Raw genomic sequence first — 17,497 nt, 5'->3', positions numbered from 1 at the left:
TGTGATTGTCACCCTGATCCTCGTGGTCCACAGCAGTATCCGCCTACTCAATTCGCGGTGATGACGGCCGGTCAGTCCTCGAAGTGGCGGTCGTAGTCCCAACGCTCGAGCCACAGCTGAAATTCGTGGGCGCCGCTCGAGGTGAGCACGATCAGCACGGCCACGCAGGTGGCGACGACGACGCTCATAGCCGGTCCATCTCGCGTGCCATGCGCGCGGGCTCCAGGTAGTCACGCACGCTCGGGTAATAGGGCGGCGGCGAAGGCAGGCTGGGCAGTGCCGCCAGCGTGCGGCGCACCGCGGCCACCAGCCGGTGGCTCACACCCTGGCGCGGCAAAGAAACCGCCGCGGCTGTCCCGAGCAGAACTTCCCCTTCGGTGATCAGGACGGGCGACGCCGGTGGTGCGGGATGGGGCGCTTGGACGGTTGTGGCGGCTGGCGCCTGTGGTAACACGGACATTTCGAATTCTCCTTGCATCGTGCGGTTGCTGATGCGAGAAAATTAGGGCTGCCCGACACCCGGCCGCACGAGTGGCGCACTACCTGTCTTATGCGGTGAGGTTCCCGCGAATCCACAGGTAAAGGCTGTACTGGCGGTCCGGAATCGCCGAAGATGGAGTATTCGAATACTCGTGTTCTTTCCGATGTGACGCTCGACGATCGATCAGGCCGGATATCGGCCTCGAAAGACCACAGAGAGGCGGGATCGAAGTGCGGGCAACAATGTCGCGATTCATGTCGAAGGTCGCCGAAAAGGCCGATCGCACGATCGGGTGGTCGCGGCTGCCCAAGCCGCTGGCGGTGGCGGTGTTGGTCGGGCTGCGCAGTCAGCTGCGGACATACAACCTTTATGACGTCGGCCGCGGCGCCGCCGACCAGCCGCCGGATGACGGACAAGCCTTCGCCAACCGCCTGGGCGCCCGCACGCTCAACGGCACCTACAACGATGTCGACGACCCGCTGATGGGTTCGCTGGGTAGCAGGTTCGGCCGCAATGTTCCGCCGTCGTACACCTACCCCGAGGATCCGGCCGGGCTGCTGGATCCCAATCCGCGCCTGGTCAGCCGGCAGCTGCTAGGTCGCGACCATTTTCAGCCGGCGACCACGCTCAACCTGCTGGCCGCCGCGTGGATCCAGTTCGAGGTGCACGACTGGTTCAGTCACGGCACCGTCGAGGAGCGGCCCTGGCAGATCCCACTGCACGACCACGACCCGTGGCCGCAGCGGCCCATGACGATCAAACGGGCCGCGCCCGATCCCAGCCCCGACTCCGACGGTCCGCCCACGTTCGTCACCGGTGACACCCACTGGTGGGACGCCTCGCAGGTGTACGGCTCTACGCGGGACTTCTGTGATGGACTGCGCACCGGCCATCGCGGTCAGCTCAAGCTCGACCAGGTGGGGTTGCCGCCGGCCGAGCTGGAGCGCTCCCTGGACCTGACCGGCGCCGCCGGGAACTTCTGGGTCGGCCTGGCCATCTTGCACTCGCTGTTCATGCGCGAGCACAACGCGATCTGCGAACGGCTGGCAGCCCGATACCCGCAACTGGGCGATCAGGAACTGTACGAGAAGGCCCGGCTGGTCAATGCGGCACTGATCGCCAAGATCCACACCATCGACTGGACACCGGCGATCATCGCCCACCCGACAACCGTGTTCGCGATGCGCGCGAACTGGTTCGGGATTCTGGGCGAGCGGTTCCGGCGTCGTTTCGGGCGCATCACCGACAGCGAGGTGTTGCAGGGCATACCCGGGTCGCCCACCAACCACCACGGCGTTCCCTACTCGCTCACCGAGGAGTTCGTCGCGGTCTACCGTATGCATCCGCTGATCCCCGACAGTTTCTTGTTCCGCTCGCTGGCCGATGACTGTGTCGTGGCCGAACACGAGTTTCCCGACCTGACCCTGCTGCACGTGCGCGAGCGGCTGGGCGAGATACCGATGGCCGACCTCCTCTACTCGTTTGGTCGGGCCCACCCCGGCGCCCTCACGCTGCACAACTTTCCGCGGCACCTGCAGCACTTCGAGCGCCCGGACGGGTCGCTGATCGACCTGGCCGCCACCGACATCCTGCGGGTGCGTGAACGGGGCGTGCCGCGCTACAACGAGTTCCGGCGTCTGCTGCGCCTCAAACCGGTGTCGTCGTTCGACGAGTTGACCGACAACCCGGTGTGGGCCGAGGAACTACGTCAGCTCTACGGCGACGTGGAGCGGGTCGACCTGATGGTCGGGATGTACGCCGAACCCAAGCCGAGGGGATTCGGCTTCAGTGACACCGCGTTTCGGATCTTCGTGTTGATGGCATCGCGGCGGCTCGCCAGTGACCGCTTCTTCACCCGCGACTTCCGTCCCGAGATCTACACCGAGGCGGGGATGGACTGGGTCGCCGACAACGACATGCGTAGCGTGCTGCTGCGGCATTTCCCGGCCCTCGCACCGGCCCTGGAAGGCGTCGCCAATCCGTTCGCCCCCTGGCGACCCGTCGACGCGACACCCCGCGCGCCGGCGGTGGTGGCTCCCGGCGGCGGCGCGGCGCCTAGCCACACCCAGCGCAGCTATGTGCGCTACCGCGAAGACCTGGAGCGGCCACGAGCCGACGAGAACGAGGTGATCGACCGGATCACCGCCGCGCTGCGGCACAACAACGAACGGGCCTACCGCAAGTTCAAGCACGGACTGCGCGACGCGCACGCCAAGAGTCACGCGATCCTGCGCGGCGAACTCACCGTCTACCCCGATCTCCCCGAGGAGCTGGCTCAGGGGCTGTTCGCCGCACCTGCGACCTACCCGGTGATCGCGCGGATCTCCACCACCTCGGGGGTGCTGCGCAGCGATCAGATCCGCGGGGTCCGCGGACTGGCGATCAAGGTCCTCGGCGTGCACGGACCGCGCGCCCTGGCCGATGACGATGCCACTACGCAGGATTTCATCATGGTGACCCACCGCGAGTTCTTGTTCGCCGACGCCCACTCCTACCTTGCGCAGGGAATGCCGACCGCCCGCGTGCTGGCGATGCTGCCGGATCGTGTGCTCTGGGCGGGCAGCGAGGTCCTGGCCGCGGCGACCAAGGTCGGCGTGCGGCTGCCCCCGAACCTCGCGGTCTTCATCGCGCCCAACACCCACATCCTGGGCGAAACGTTTTATACGTCGGCGCCGCTGCGCTACGGCGACTTCGTCGCGAAGATGCTCTACGCGCCGTTGTCGGACACGGTGAAAAACCTGGAGGGCCAGCGGGTGCCCCGCGAAGCCGGCCAGGAAGCCCATCGAGATCTGATGGTCGAGTTCTTCCGCGACAACAGCGCCGAATACGAACTGCGCGTGCAACTGTGCACCGACACGGTGACGATGCCGATCGAAGACGCCACGGTCGCTTGGCCAGAAAGCGCGTCGCCGCACCGACCGGTGGCCAAGATAACCTTTCCCAGCCAGAATCCGTACAGCCCGGAGCGACGCGCCTTCGGCGACGATGTGCTGTCGTTCAACTCCTGGCGCGCACTGGAAGTCCATCGGCCCCTCGGCTCCATCAACCGGCTCAAGCGGCAGGTGTATGAGGCGTCGAGTCAATTCCGCCACACCGTGAACGCCGCGCCGCGAATCGAACCGACCGATATCGCGCAGCTGCCGGATTGACGCGGTCGTCACGGCGGCCATGCCAGCGCCACGCCACAAGAATGCGGTGCGGCGAAATGGGTTATTGCTGGTGACGGGTGAAAAGCCGCCTTAGACTGTCAATTTATGGCAGGCGGCTGGCGGCTGCTCGATCGCCCCGTGGAATACGAGGCGATCCGCTCCTCGCTGAGCGATGACGACAGTCGCGGCGTGGTGCTGGTGGGCTCCGCCGGAGTCGGCAAGACAACCTTGGCCCGCGCCGTCACCGCATCGCTGCGTTCGCGGGTGCACTGGGCGGCGTGCACGGAGTCCTCCCGCAGTATCCCGCTGGGGGTGTTCGCGCAATGGGTGGAGGCGTCGGCATCGAGGGATCCGATTGCGCTGTTGATGTCGGCGCGCAAATCCCTTCTGGCCGACGGCGATACCGTCATCGGCATTGACGACGCACACCTGTTGGACCAACTGTCGGCCACCCTGCTGCACCAGATCGTGGTCGAGCGGGCGGCACGCGTGGTGTCCACCGTGCGCAGCGGCGAACCGGTTCTCGACGCCGTCACGGCGCTGTGGAAGGACGGGCATTTGCAGCGCCTCGAACTCGAGGTGTTCACCAAAGAACAATCAGTCGCGCTGGTCGAATCGGTCCTCGGCGGGACGCTCGAGGGACTCAGCGCCGACGTCATGTGGGAATCGAGTGGCGGCAATCCGCTGTTCTTGCGCCACCTGGTCGAGGGGGCCGTCGACGCGGGAACCCTGACCGAGGTCAACGGGGTGTGGCAGCTGCGTGGGCCGACGACGGTCCCGTCCGGTCTGGCGGCGCTGCTCGACGAGCGTCTCGACCGCGCCGGCGATGACGTCGTCGGCGCGTTGAAGCTGTTGGCGCTGTGCGAACCACTCGACATCGACGCGCTGTGCGAGCTGGCCGGCGAGGAGGCGGTGGACGCCGCAGAGGTGCAGGGCCTGATCCGCGTCGCCCAGGACGGTCGTCACCTCAGCGCACGGTTCAGCCACCCGGTATTCGGTGACGTCGTCCGCCGCCGGGTCGGCACCGCGTCGTCGCGCAGCCTGCGAGGTCGTATCGTGCAGGTTCTCCGAGACCGTGAGCTGGATTCGGCCGCTGACCGCATCCGGCTGGCGCACCTGTGCATCGACAGCGACCAGCTGGTCGACATGAACCTGCTCATCAGCGCGGCCAAGGACGCGATCTTCCTGTCGAACCTCCCGCTCGGGGAACGGTTGGCGCGCGCGGCATTTGAGCGGGGTGGCGGCTTGCGCGCCGCCGAACTCCTGTCGCGGGCGCTGTTGTGGCAGGGGCGTCCGGTAGAAGCCGACGAGATCCTCACCCGGTTCGATCCCTCCCACCTCGATGAGCTTCAGCTCGTGCAGTGGGGTATCCCTCGGCTGTCGATCCTGTTCTGGTCGATGGGTGATATCGCGCAGGCCACTGAGCTCTTGGAACTGTTACGCAGCCGCGTCGAGCACCCGGCCCTCACACTCATCGTGGACGCCACCGGCTCGGCGATGGCGATCCACCAGAACAAGATCGACGACGGATTGGCCGCCGCCGAACGGGTGTTGGCGGACCCGCACGCCCCCAAGCAAGCCGTCGATTTCGCCGCTTTCGGTGCGGGACTCGCGATGCCGCTCGCGGGCCGCGGGGGCGATTTCGAGCCGATCGCCGCCAGGTGTCGCGCCGAGCAGAAGGCCACCGACGGCATGCTTCGGGTGATGGTGCGCTACGGCGATGTGCTGGCACTGACCTACGTCGGGGAACTCGATTCAGCCGACCGGCGGGTAGCCGAATACACGCAGTTCTCCTCTGCCGGGCAGTTCGTCGGATGGGCTATCGCCAAGATCATGGCCGGCCTGGTCGCGACGTATCGCGGCAGATTCCGCGACGCGATCTCTTCGATGGAGCAGGCGATCGCGGCATTGAACGCCGAAGCCTCGCTGCCCTGGCAGCTGCCCGCACGGGTGCTGCTGGTGCGCGCGCACGCCGCGCTGACCAACATCGACGAGGCCGAGCGGGTGCTGGAGGACACCCAGGAGCACACCGGCCCGCACGAGGCGCTGTGGGAGCCACAGGTGATGATCGCCAAGGCGTGGCTCGCCGCCGCCAAGGGCGGCGAACGCTCGGCGGTCGACTTGGCCCGGGCCGCCGCGGATCTCGCCCATAAGTCGGGCCAGTACGCGGTGGAAGCCGAGGCATTGCACCATGCGGCCCGGTTCGGCGACCGCACCGTCGCGGGTCGATTGCGGACACTGGCGACACGCGTTGAGGGGCCGGTCGCGGCGATGTACGCCCGACACGCCGACGCCGTGGGCGCCTCAAACGCGTCTGCCCTGGACGCGGCCAGCGTCGAATTCGAAGGCGCGGGTTTGCTGTTGTCCGCCGCGGACGCCGCCGCGCAGGCGGTGCCGCTCTACGAGCGCGCCGGCCAGCGGCGCCACAGCGCCGAGTCGGCGGCGCGTGCGCTGTGGCTCGCCGCCCAGTGCGACGGGGCGATGACGCCGGCCATCAGAAGTGCGGCGCGTCCCCTGCCGGTCACCTCCCGCGAGCGTGAGATCGCGGCATTGATCGCCCGCGGTCTGTCGAATCGGGAGATCGCCGAGCGGCTGACGGTGTCGGTCCGCACGGTCGAAGGGCACATCTACCGCGCCTGCATCAAACTCGACATCGCCGATCGCGACGAACTCGCGAAGATCGTCTGGAACGGGCCCGCCACCTAGCCGACGCGTTCAGCCCTGGGAGTGGGGGGACTGGTTCCAGCCGTTGGGGATCATCGGCATCGGCGGTCCGCTGCCGAACCGGTCGTCGGCGAGGGCGGTCAGACCCGCCGCACGCCGCCCCGCATCGGCGACCGTGCCGGCGAAGCCCAGCGTGCCGGCACCGGAATCGGATGCGCTCGGTGGCTCGCCGAAATCCGGCGATACCGAGATGTTTGCGTCCATGTACTCGTCACCGAACCCGTGCTGCTGGGTGCGCTGCCGTCGGCGGCGTTTCTGGGCTTGCTGTTGCGCTGCCGCTTCACTCGGGGCGGCTTGACTTTCCGAGGCCTCTTCTTCCGCGCCGCGAGACCGTCGTGCCCCGCTGGACTGCCGGGCCGACGACGAGGCGCTGCTCACCAGATACAGACACGAGGTCGGCCCGAAACCGACGCCCGGGCCGCCGCCGGCCGCGCCGCCGGCGGCCGGTATCCCGCCGCCCACGGTGCCCGGAGCAGTAGGGCCGGCCGATGAGATCGGGTCCGCGCAGGCGCACACCTCCGCGCCGGCCGGTACCACGGTGCCGAGGACCGGGGTGCCGGCGACGCCGCCCGTCACCGGCAGCGCGGGGGTCGGCTCGACGGCCTGCTCCATGCCGCCCGCCGCGCCGATCGCGCCGAGCGCCCCGAGCCCGGCGGCGGCGGCGAAGGCGGGCGCCGCGGCCATCACGATCGGGATCGCCATCTGCACCGCGATCTGGCCCATCGGCCACAACAGCATCAGCGTGTGAAAGGTGAACCAGCCCAGGGCCCCGGCCAGAATCGGGGACATCCCCGGGATCTGCACCAGCATCTGGGTGACTGCGCTGGCAAACGGAAACGCCTCGATCGGATATCCGTCTACACCCAACTGCGCCCACAACCACTTGGCGATCGGGTCGGCAAAGCCCATGTTGAACTGCGTGATCAGGTCCTTGAGCTGCTGTTCCCAACTGGGGGCGGCAGCGGCCTCGGCAGCCCCGGGGGCCACGATCGGCGGTGCGGGCGTCGCTACCGGAACCGAGGCCAGCGCCGCTCCCGCGATGCCCTGGTAGACGGTCATCATCTCCGCGGCCTGGACCCACATCCGGGCGTAGTCGGCTTCGTTCAGCGCGATCGGGATGGTGTTGACGCCGAAGAAGTTCGTCGCCACCAGCGTGGCGTGAACGGCGTGGTTGGCAGCGAGTTCGGCCAGCGTGGGCATACCGGCCAGCGCGGTGGTGTAGGCCGCGGCCGCGGTCTGGTGCATGGTCGCCGCGACCGTGCTCTGGGCGGCGCTCTCGGTCAGCCAGCTCAGATAGGGAACGTGCGCGGCCGCGTACTGCTGGGCGCTCGGCCCCTGCCAGGCGGCGGCTTGCGCCCCGGCCAGCACGGCGTCGAGCTCGGCGGCGACCTCGGCGTACTCCGAGCTCATCGCCGAGTAGGCCGACGCCGCCTCCAGCAGCGGACCGGGTCCGGGCCCGGCGCTCAGCAGCGCCGAGTGCACCTCCGGCGGCGACGCCAGCCAGACCGGTGCGGTCATGGAACACCTCTCCCAACGATCGTGATTTCGTCTCCGACACCCAGTGGTCGCATCGGCGCCCGCTTTGGTTCCCGCGCCGGGTGACCTTTGTGAAAGGCCGCCGAATAGGCGACGATGGCGGCATGCGGTGCGAGGTGGTGCGCGAAACCCTGTCGGCGCTGCTCGACGGTGAGCAGCAACAGTTGCCCGCGCAGCAGGTCGACGCGCATCTGGCATCATGCCGCAGCTGCCGGCGCTGGCTGGTCGGCGCCGCTGCGCAGGCCCGTCGGCTGGCCGCGATCGACAGCGACGGCGACTCCGGCAACGTCCCTGACCTGGCCGCACAGATTCTGGCGGCCGCCGGGGTGACGTCGGTCACCGGCGGGATCACCTCCGGCCGTCGCTGGTCGGCCTGGGGTTACCGGCGACTGGCGCTGATCGCGGTCGGGGTGCTTCAGGTGGCCATGGCGCTGGCGCAGATCGTCGGGGTCGACTTCGGCATGGTGTCGGCGCACAGCCACGGAGCGGCGAGCGGGGCCCATTTGCTGCATGAGTCCACCGCATGGCTGTTGGCGCTGGGCGGGGCGATGATCGCGGCCGGCATCTGGCCCGGCGTGGCGGCGGGTGTCGCCGCGATTGCCGGGGTGTTCGCCCTGGCCCTCGCCGGATACGTAGCCATCGATGCCTACCACGGCCAAGTGACGGCCGCGCGGATCGCCAGTCATCTGCCGGTCCTGATCGGTTTGGTGTTCGCTTTGCTGGTCGCGCGTCAACGGGTCGGCGGCGGCGGCTCGCGTGAGGGCGCCCACGACGTCGACGACGCCGTGGCGCCGGCGGAGCCCGGCCGCCGCGGTTTCGGCAGGCGGGGCCGCCATCTGCGGTCGGTGAACCGTTCGGACACCCCTACGACCATGCGTCGTAGAGGCGTCGGAACGCCGGGTCTAAGGTGGGTGTTCATGGCGGGAGCTGACCGGGGTCACAGCGACGCTGACGACGTTGTCACCGCACTGGCCCTTGCCGCCGCCGACGGGGACGCCCGGGCTCTGGAGGCGTTCATCAAGGCCACCCAGCGCGATGTCTGGCGGTTCGTGGCGTATCTGTTCGACGGTGTCAGTGCCGACGACCTGACGCAGGAGACCTTCTTGCGGGCGATCGGTGCGATCCCGCGGTTCTCCGGACGGTCCAGCGCACGGACCTGGCTGTTGGCCATCGCCCGCCGGGTGGTCGCCGACCACATCCGCTACCTGCGGTCACGTCCGCGCACCGCCCCCGGCGCCGACCCCGAGCTGCTGCTCGGCCGCACCCGGCCCAGCCGTGGTTTCGAGGACGTCGTCGAAGTGACCACCCTGATCGCCGGCCTCTCCGCCGACCAGCGCGAGGCACTGCTGTTGACCCAGCTGTTCGGGCTGTCCTACCAGGACGCCGCCGCGGTGTGCGGCTGCCCGGTGGGCACCATCCGCTCCCGGGTCGCCCGCGCTCGCGACGCACTGCTGGCAGATCCGGATCGCGACGAGCTGACCGGTTAGCCGGCTCATAGACTCGGCAATTCGCGCTGGCAAGCCGGACTTTTTCGCGGCTGGGCCGGGTGACCCGGGCCGGTGAAGCCCGTCAGTGGCGCAGCCGTCATGGAACGATGGACACGAATCGGTGTTTCGAGGTTGGGGAGAGCGGTGTCGGCGCATCGTTGGCTGCGGACGACCGCCGTCGTGGCGGCGACGGCAGTGTTGCTGGCGTCCAGTTGCAGCGGCCAGCTCGGTAACCCGATCCCGCAGGGCGTGCCGCCGCCGCCCGGGGACCCGGTCCCGCCGGTGAACACCGAGCTGGTGGCGGGCCGTCCGGCCGACCAGCTCTACCACTGGGCCGCCGCGCGGGCCGCGATACTCGACATCCCGGTCACCGCGCTGGAGGCCTACGCCTACGCCGCCCGGGTCGCCGAGGTGGAGAACCCCAACTGCCACCTCGGCTGGACCACGCTGGCCGCTATCGGCCAGATCGAGAGTCACCACGGCCGCTACAACCACGCCACGGTGGCGCGCAACGGCGATGTGCGGCCCAAGATCCGGGGCGTGCGGCTCGACGGCTCCGGCGGCACGCTGCACATCGTCGAGAATCTGCAGCCGGATCTGGCCGACGAGGACGGGGTGGTCCGGGCGATGGGCCCGATGCAGTTCATCCCGGAGACCTGGCGCCTCTATGGCGTCGACGCCAACAACGACGGCATCGTCAGCCCGGACAACATCGACGACGCCGCGCTGTCGGCGGCCGGCTACCTGTGCTGGCGCGGAAAGGATCTCGCCACGGCCAAGGGCTGGATGACGGCACTGATGGCCTATAACGAATCGGAGATCTACGCCCGCGCGGTCCGGGACTGGGCCGCCGCGTATGCGGCCGGACGCCCCTTGTGAGGTGTGTCTGAGGTGGGTGGCCGAGACCACCGTTAGGCTCCCAATAGGCTAACAACCGCCAGTCCCCACCCAGCTCAAGGAGAAGTCAGTGCCCATCATCCAGCAGGTCGGCGCCCGCGAGATCCTCGATTCCCGCGGCAACCCCACGGTCGAGGTAGAGGTGGCGCTGGAGGACGGGACGTTCGCTCGAGCCGCGGTGCCTTCCGGGGCGTCCACCGGTGAGCACGAGGCCGTCGAGCTGCGAGACGGTGGCGCCCGGTACGGCGGTAAGGGTGTGCAGAAGGCGGTCACTGCGGTACTCGACCAGCTCGCGCCCGCGGTCATCGGGCTCAGCGCGGACGACCAGCGGCTGGTGGACCAGGCCCTGGTGGACCTCGACGGCACCCCGGACAAGTCCCGGCTGGGCGCCAACGCCATGCTCGGGGTGTCGCTGGCGGTGGCCAAGGCCGCCGCGGACTCCGCAGCGCTGCCGCTGTACCGCTACCTCGGCGGCCCCAACGCCCACATCCTGCCGGTGCCGATGATGAACATCCTCAACGGCGGCGCGCACGCCGACACCGGTGTCGACGTCCAGGAGTTCATGGTCGCGCCGATCGGCGCCCCCAGTTTCGCCGAGGCTCTGCGCTGGGGCACCGAGGTCTACCACGCCTTGAAGGCGGTGCTCAAGAAGCAGGGACTGTCGACCGGGTTGGGCGACGAGGGCGGTTTCGCCCCTGACGTCGCCGGGACCACTGCGGCACTGGATCTGATCAGCTCGGCGATCGAGTCGACCGGCCTGAAGCTGGGCACCGATGTGGCGCTGGCACTCGATGTCGCGGCCACCGAGTTCTACACCGACGGCAGCGGGTATGCCTTCGAGAAGCAGACCCGTACCGCCGCGCAGTTGAGCGAGTTCTACGCCAAGCTGCTCGACGCCTACCCGCTGGTCTCGATCGAAGACCCGCTGTCCGAAGACGATTGGGACGGTTGGGTGGCGCTGACCACCGAGATCGGGGACCGGGTGCAGCTCGTCGGCGACGATCTGTTCGTCACCAACCCCGAGCGTCTCGAGGAGGGCATCGAGCGGGGCGCGGCGAACGCGCTGCTGGTGAAGGTCAACCAGATCGGCACCCTGACCGAAACCCTGGATGCGGTGACACTGGCCCACCACAGCGGCTACCGCACCATGATGAGCCACCGCAGCGGCGAGACCGAGGACACCACCATCGCCGACCTCGCGGTGGCCGTCAGCAGCGGCCAGATCAAGACCGGTGCACCGGCCCGCAGTGAGCGGGTGGCGAAGTACAACCAGCTGCTGCGTATCGAGGAGGAGCTCGGCGACGCCGCCCGCTACGCCGGCGAGCTGGCCTTCCCGCGCTACGCGCCGGAGAGCAAATAGCCCGTCAGGGCCGCTGCCATGTCCGATCCGAAACGGCCCGAAAAACGGCGTGCTGCGACGTCGCGGCCGGGTCGGGCTGGTGAGACCGGACGCGCCCGCCCCCGCAGCTCACCGGTGGTTCGCCGCGCCCCTGGCACCTCGCGCAGCGCGCCGGAATCGCCGGCCCAGCCGGTCAAGCGGTCCGCCTCGGCGGCAGCGGAGCAGCGGGCGGAGCTGCGGGTCGGTTTCACCGCGCGGCGTGCGGTCATCCTGGCGGCGGTGATGTGCGTGCTGACCTTGACCCTCGCCGGGCCGGTCCGCACGTTCTTCGCCCAGCACGCGGAGATGAAGCAGCAGTCCCAGCTGGAGACCACGCTGCACCGCCAGATCGGCGACCTGCAGCAGCAGAAGGCGAACATGGACGATCCGGCGCATATCCGGGCGCAGGCGCGCGAGCGGCTCGGCTTCGTCATGCCCGGCGAGATTCCGTACCAGGTGCAGCTGCCCGCGATACCCGAGCAGCCTGGCGAACCGGGGGCCGAGCCGGGGGAGATCGGCCCCAGCGGTGACCCCTGGTACACCGCGCTGTGGCACACCATCGCCGACGCTCCGCATCCACCGCCCGCCCCGGCAGTGCCGCCGGGACTGCCTGCGCCGCCGCCTCCCGGCCCTGCCACCCCGGCTGTGCCCGGTGGTTGATCCTGCCGACCTGGACGTGGTGGGCCGGCAGCTGGGCCGAGAGCCCCGCGGCGTCCTGGAGATCTCCTACCGGTGCCCCAACGGTGAGCCCGCCGTGGTGAAGACGACGCCGAAACTGCCTGACGGAACACCGTTTCCGACGCTGTACTACCTGACCCACCCGGTGCTGACCGCCGCGGCCAGCCGGCTGGAGTCCTCGGGGCTGATGGCCGAGATGACCGACCGGTTGCAGCACGACCCCGAACTCGCCGCCCGCTACCGGGCCGCGCACGAGTCCTTTCTCGCCGAACGGGATGCGATCGAGCCGCTGGGCACCACGTTTTCCGGCGGCGGGATGCCCGACCGGGTGAAATGCCTGCATGTGCTGATCGCCCATGCACTGGCCAAGGGCCGCGGGGTCAACCCGTTCGGCGACGAGGCGTTGGCGATCCTGGCCGTCGAGCCGGCGATGGCCGGGATCCTGGTGCCGGAGGAGTGGTCATGACTCGTGTTGCCGGAATCGATTGCGGCACCAATTCGATTCGCCTGTTGATCGCTGAGCCGGCCGACGGCCGGTTGCGCGATATCCATCGGGAGATGCGCATCGTCCGGTTGGGCGAAGGCGTCGACGCGACCGGACGGTTCGCCCCCGAGGCGCTGGCGCGCACCCGAGCGGCGCTGGCCGACTACGCCGACTTGCTGGTGGCACAGGGTGTTTCCCGAGTGCGAATGGTGGCGACCTCGGCCACCCGCGATGCCGCCAACCGAGACGAGTTCTTCGCCATGACGGCGCAGGTGTTGGGTGCTGCCGTTCCCGGCGCGGTGGCCGAGGTGATCACCGGTCACCAGGAGGCGGAACTGTCTTTCCGTGGCGCAGTAGGCGAATTGGACAGCGCCGCGGGACCGTTCGTCGTCGTCGATCTCGGTGGCGGCTCGACCGAAGTGGTGTTGGGCGACCCGGTCGGTGGGGTGTCGGCGAGCTACTCGGCGGACATCGGCTGCGTCCGCCTGACCGAACGTTGCCTGCATTCCGACCCGCCGACCGTCGACGAGGTGGCCACGGCCCGCGGCGTCACCCGCGAACTGCTGGGGGAGGCGCTGCGGGCGGTGCCGGTGCGCCATGCCCGGACCTGGGTGGGTGTGGCGGGCACCATGACGACGCTCTCCGCGCTGGCCCACCACCTGATCGAGTACGACGCAGGGGTCATTCACCTGTCTCGGGTCGGCTTCAGCGACCTGAGGGCGGTCTGCGATCAGTTGATCGGCATGACCCGTGAGCAGCGCGCCGCGCTGGGACCCATGCACCCCGGGCGCGCCGACGTCATCGGCGGCGGGGCGATCGTGGTGCAGGAACTCGCGCAGTCCTTGGCCGAACACGCCGGCATCGACGAACTGGTGGTGAGCGAACACGACATCCTGGACGGAATCACGCTGTCGCTCACCGACTTCGACTAGCCGGGCTTAGCTCTGTCCCTGCTTCCAGACGACCTTGTCGTGGCCGCCGGCGTCCCGGTAGACGACGCTGTCCGGCGCGGTGCCGTTCTTGACGTCGAAGTAGACCCGCCCGCTGGTCTGGCTGCCCTGGGCGATCGGCCCGTTGGGCAGGCCGTCGACCTCGTTGCCCTTCATGACCGCGTATGTCGAACTGTTGACGGCACGGGCATTGAAATCGGCGATGTTCGGGATAGGGGAACCGTTTACCGCCTCGGCAGTCACGTCGGAGTACCAGATTCCGTCGTTGTGACCGCTGGGTTGCAGGTTCTTGACGGTGTAGTCGATGGCTCCGCCTTGACTTTGGATCTCCTGTGTTTCACCGAACCCGACCACTGTTGGGTCCGCAGAAGCCGGTGCAGCCGCCAGCATTCCTGCTGTCGCGAGGCCGACCGCTGTCACCGCCGTCTTCTTGGCGATCTGGGAGAACATCACGGTAAATCTCCTTCCGCTAGGTCTCCCAAGAAATATCCGCATGGGCGGTTTTCAAACCTCGAAGCGGTAACCCATGCCTGCTTCGGTCAGCAGATGCTTGGGATTCGAGGGATCATCTTCGAGTTTGCGGCGCAACTGCGCCAGGTAAACCCGCAGGTACTGGGTTTCCTTGGCGTAGGCCGGTCCCCACACCTGGGTGAGCAGTTCATCACGGCCGACCAGCTTGCCGCGGTTGCGCACCAGCATCTCCAACATGCCCCACTCGGTGGGGGTCAGGTGCACCTCGCAGGCGTTCTTGGTGACCTTCTTGGCGGAAAGATCGACGGTGAACGACGCGGTCTCGACTATCGGCTGGTCGATTTCGGCGGTCGCGGCGTTGCGGCGCGCGGCGGCCCGCAGCCGGGCCAGGAACTCGTCCATCCCGAACGGTTTGGTCACGTAGTCATCGGCCCCGGCGTCGAGGGCCTCGACCTTGTCGGCGGAGTCGGTGCGGGCAGACAGCACGATCACCGGCACCGTCAGCCAGCCGCGCAGCCCGGCCAGCACCTCGATGCCGGAGATGTCGGGAAGTCCCAGGTCGAGGATCACCACGTCGGGGCGCTGTTCGGCGGCGGCTCGCAGCGCGCCGGCGCCGGTCGCCGCGGTGACGACCTCGTAGCCGCGCACCGACAGGTTGATCTTCAGCGCCCGCAGGATCTGCGGCTCGTCGTCGACTACCAGGACGCGGGTGTTCATCAGCTTTCTCCTGCCGGTGCGGCCAGGTCCACCACCATGGTCAACCCGCCGCCCGGTGTCTCCGTCGCCGAGATGGTGCCGCCCATCGCCTCCACGAAACCCCGCGCCACCGACAGCCCAAGTCCCACACCGCTGGTGTTGTCGCGGTCGCCGAGTCGCTGGAACGGATCGAAGGCGTGCAGTTCGCCGCCGCGCGGCAGTCCGCGGCCCTCGTCGGCGACGTTGATCAGCACCCGGTCACCGACTCGGCCCGCCGTCACCCGCACCACGCTGTCCGAGGCGTAGCGCAGCGCGTTGTCGATCACGTTGGCCAGCACGCGTTCCAGCAGGCCGGCGTCGGCCATTGCCACCGTCGGACCCACCTCCACCTTCACCTGGTCCAGACTGCCGCGGCCGAAGACGTTGCGCTTGCCGATTCCGATCAGTGCGCGCTGCGCCACCTCTTCCAGATACACCTTGGTCAGCGCGGGCCGGATCACCCCGGCGGCCAGTCGTGAGGAATCGAGCAGGTTGCCCACCAGGTCGGTGAGCTGGTCGACTGACTCCTCGACGGTGGCCAGCAGTTCAGCGGTGTCGTCGGGTGAGAAGGCGACGTCGTCGGCGCGCAGGCTCGATACCGCCGCCTTGGCCGCCGCCAGCGGGGTGCGCAGGTCGTGGCTGACCGCCGACAGCAGCGAGCGGCGCAGTTCGTCGGTGCGCATCACCGCGTCGGCCCGGCTGGCCTCGGCCGCCAGTTCCTCCTGGCGGACCAGTCCGGCGGCTTGGCGGGCCACCACCGACAGCACCCGTCGATCCCGCGAGGCCAGTTGTCGGCCGACCATCAGCATCCAGAACTCATCGTCGCCGACATCGATCGCGGTGTCGGCGAGATCCACTGAGGTGCAAGGCTGCTCGCCCACCGAGGCCACGACACTGGGGGGCCGGGCGATGTCGGGTTTCGGCGTTCCGGCCGGGACACGGACCAGGCTCACGGCCCGCTGCGCGTAGGTCTCCCGAACCCGCTCGAGCAGGGTGTCCAGGTCCGCTCCGCGCAGCACCGATCCGGCGAACAGCGTCATCAGCTCCGCTTCGCGGGAGGCTCGGCCGGCTTCCCGGGCCCGTTTGGCGGCGCCGTCGACCAAGGCCGCCACCGCGACCGCCACCAGCAGCAGCACGACCTCGGTCACCGCGGCGTCGTGTTCGGCGATGGTGAAGTCGCGGCGCGGGGTGAGCAGGAAGTAGTTCATCAGGACCCCGGACAGCAGGGCCGAGAGCACCGCCGGGGCGATACCACCGAGCAGGGCCACCAGCAGCACCCCGACGACGAACAGCGCGCTCTGGCCGGTGTCGAGGTAGCGGTCCAGCCAGCCCACCACGATCGCGCACATCACACACGGGACGGCGACGGCGGCCAGCCAGGACACCGCCCGCCGTTCCCGCGGGGAGATCGATACGGCGCGGAGACTCCGCTTGGTGTCCTCGTCGGTGACGATGTGCACGTCGATGTCACCGGATTGCTGGACCACCGCCGCACCGACACCCTCGTCGAGGATGCGCGCCCAGCGGGACCGCCTCGAACTGCCGATCACCAGTTGGGTGGCGTTGACGTCGCGGGCGAATTCCAGCAGGGCGCCCGGCACGTCGTCGCCGATCACGGTGTGCAGGGATGCCCCCAGGCTGATCGCCAGCTGGCGGATCTTGCCCACCCGGGGGGCCGGTGCCCCGGAGATCCCGTCGCCCCCCAGCACATGCAGCACCAGCAGTTCGCCACCGGCCTTCGATGCGATCCGGGAGGCCCGGCGCACCAGCGTCTCGGACTCCGGGCCGCCGGTGACCGCGGCGACGATGCGTTCCCGCGCCTCCCAGGTCTGCGTGATCTTCTTGTCGGCACGGTATTTCGTCAGCGCCGCGTCGACCTGCCCGGCCAGCCACAGCAGTGCCAATTCGCGCAGGGCGGTGAGGGTCTCGCCGCGGAAATAGTTGGCCAGCGCGGCGTCGACCTTCTCCGGAGGATAAACGTTGCCATGGGAAAGCCTGCGGCGCAATGCCTCCGGGGCGACGTCGATGAGCTCGATCTGAGCCGCCTGGCGCACGACCGCGTCGGGCACGGTGTCGTGCTGGACGGTTCCGGTGATCTTGGTGACGACGTCGCTGAGGCTCTCCAGCTGCTGCACGTTGACGGTGGAGATCACCGTGATGCCGGCGTCGAGCAACTCCTCGACGTCCTGCCAGCGTTTGGGGTTACGGCTGCCCGCGGCGTTGGTGTGCGCGAGATCGTCGACCAGGACCACCGCGGGGCGCCGTGCCAGCACCGCGGCCACGTCGAGTTCGCCGCCGGCGGCGCCGACCGTCTCGATGCCCCGCAGCAGTTCCGCGGTCTTGCTGCGGCCGTGGGTCTCGACGGCGGCGGCGACGACGTCGGTGCCGCGCTCGGCGCGGCGGTGGGCTTCGCCGAGCATCGCGTAGGTCTTGCCCACCCCGGGCGAGGCGCCCAGGTAGATGCGCAGCTCTCCGCGCGGGGGGCGCTGTCTCACGACGCTCACCCGACCATCATCCCGGCAACCGC

At 69.0% G+C, this 17,497-nt stretch carries 13 protein-coding genes and 2 pseudogenes; 10 read left to right on the top strand and 5 right to left on the bottom strand.

Annotated elements, in window-relative coordinates; genetic code table 11:
• Positions 1-184 precede the first annotated feature (184 nt).
• On the bottom strand, positions 185-337 hold the full coding sequence (locus G6N23_RS15325; RefSeq protein ID WP_157997513.1) for a hypothetical protein: 153 nt from the start codon (positions 335-337) through the stop codon (positions 185-187).
• 386 nt (positions 338-723) lie between these two features.
• On the opposite strand from G6N23_RS15325, the pseudogene G6N23_RS15320 reads away from it, so the two are divergent.
• The 3 genes and pseudogenes from G6N23_RS15320 to G6N23_RS15310 form a co-directional block, all read left to right on the top strand.
• Positions 724-2,502 (top strand): annotated as a pseudogene (locus G6N23_RS15320) (peroxidase family protein); the annotation flags it as partial.
• Positions 2,503-2,511: 9 nt separating this feature from the next.
• Positions 2,512-3,630: a catalase family protein gene (locus G6N23_RS15315; RefSeq protein ID WP_085262643.1), complete on the top strand. Its 1,119-nt coding sequence runs from the start codon at positions 2,512-2,514 to the stop codon at positions 3,628-3,630.
• 105 nt (positions 3,631-3,735) lie between these two features.
• Entirely contained in the window at positions 3,736-6,336 is a 2,601-nt protein-coding gene (locus tag G6N23_RS15310) for a LuxR C-terminal-related transcriptional regulator (RefSeq protein ID WP_085262510.1), read from the top strand.
• A gap of 9 nt (positions 6,337-6,345) precedes the next feature.
• On the opposite strand, the gene G6N23_RS15305 is transcribed toward G6N23_RS15310, so the two are convergent.
• Positions 6,346-7,872: a PPE family protein gene (locus G6N23_RS15305; RefSeq protein WP_085262509.1), complete on the bottom strand. Its 1,527-nt coding sequence runs from the start codon at positions 7,870-7,872 to the stop codon at positions 6,346-6,348.
• Positions 7,873-7,994: 122 nt separating this feature from the next.
• On the opposite strand from G6N23_RS15305, the pseudogene G6N23_RS22090 reads away from it, so the two are divergent.
• From G6N23_RS22090 to G6N23_RS15275, 7 genes and pseudogenes are all read left to right on the top strand, one after another.
• A pseudogene (locus tag G6N23_RS22090) lies at positions 7,995-8,630 on the top strand (DUF2275 domain-containing protein); the annotation flags it as partial.
• Positions 8,631-8,807: 177 nt separating this feature from the next.
• Positions 8,808-9,377, top strand: coding sequence for an RNA polymerase sigma factor SigC (gene sigC / locus G6N23_RS22085; protein ID WP_234808723.1), 570 nt, complete (start codon positions 8,808-8,810; stop codon positions 9,375-9,377).
• Between the two features lie 144 nt (positions 9,378-9,521).
• A complete protein-coding gene (locus G6N23_RS15295) occupies positions 9,522-10,256 on the top strand; it encodes a lytic transglycosylase domain-containing protein (protein ID WP_085262507.1) in 735 nt (244 codons plus the stop codon).
• An 88-nt stretch (positions 10,257-10,344) separates the two neighbouring features.
• Positions 10,345-11,634 carry a phosphopyruvate hydratase gene (eno, locus tag G6N23_RS15290; protein WP_085262506.1) on the top strand — a complete coding sequence of 430 codons (1,290 nt, stop codon included), beginning with the start codon at positions 10,345-10,347 and terminating at the stop codon, positions 11,632-11,634.
• Positions 11,635-11,652: 18 nt separating this feature from the next.
• Positions 11,653-12,312: an FtsB family cell division protein gene (locus tag G6N23_RS15285; protein WP_085262505.1), complete on the top strand. Its 660-nt coding sequence runs from the start codon at positions 11,653-11,655 to the stop codon at positions 12,310-12,312.
• The gene (locus G6N23_RS15280) at positions 12,305-12,796 is read left to right on the top strand and encodes a DUF501 domain-containing protein (RefSeq protein ID WP_085262504.1); all 492 of its coding nucleotides are present in this window, start codon (positions 12,305-12,307) and stop codon (positions 12,794-12,796) included. Before G6N23_RS15285 ends, G6N23_RS15280 begins: the two co-directional genes overlap by 8 nt.
• Complete coding sequence (locus G6N23_RS15275) at positions 12,793-13,746, top strand: Ppx/GppA phosphatase family protein (protein WP_085262642.1); 954 nt, start codon at positions 12,793-12,795, stop codon at positions 13,744-13,746. The genes G6N23_RS15280 and G6N23_RS15275 overlap by 4 nt, the downstream gene beginning before the upstream one ends.
• A 6-nt stretch (positions 13,747-13,752) precedes the next feature.
• On the opposite strand, the gene G6N23_RS15270 is transcribed toward G6N23_RS15275, so the two are convergent.
• Genes G6N23_RS15270 through G6N23_RS15260 form a run of 3 tightly spaced genes read right to left on the bottom strand, consistent with a single transcriptional unit; the run spans position 13,753 to position 17,465 of the window.
• Positions 13,753-14,217, bottom strand: a complete 465-nt coding sequence (locus G6N23_RS15270) for an MPT63 family protein (protein ID WP_085262503.1) — start codon at positions 14,215-14,217, stop codon at positions 13,753-13,755.
• Between the two features lie 51 nt (positions 14,218-14,268).
• Complete coding sequence (locus G6N23_RS15265) at positions 14,269-14,952, bottom strand: response regulator (protein WP_085262502.1); 684 nt, start codon at positions 14,950-14,952, stop codon at positions 14,269-14,271.
• Entirely contained in the window at positions 14,952-17,465 is a 2,514-nt protein-coding gene (locus G6N23_RS15260) for a sensor histidine kinase (RefSeq protein ID WP_372508975.1), read from the bottom strand. Before G6N23_RS15260 ends, G6N23_RS15265 begins: the two co-directional genes overlap by 1 nt.
• Between the last annotated feature and the right edge of the window lie 32 nt (positions 17,466-17,497).

Source organism: Mycolicibacter terrae, assembly GCF_010727125.1.
Lineage (GTDB): Bacteria > Actinomycetota > Actinomycetes > Mycobacteriales > Mycobacteriaceae > Mycobacterium > Mycobacterium terrae.
The sequence above is the reverse complement of the archived record's forward strand: the minus strand, read 5'-3'. Positions and strand labels throughout refer to the sequence as shown.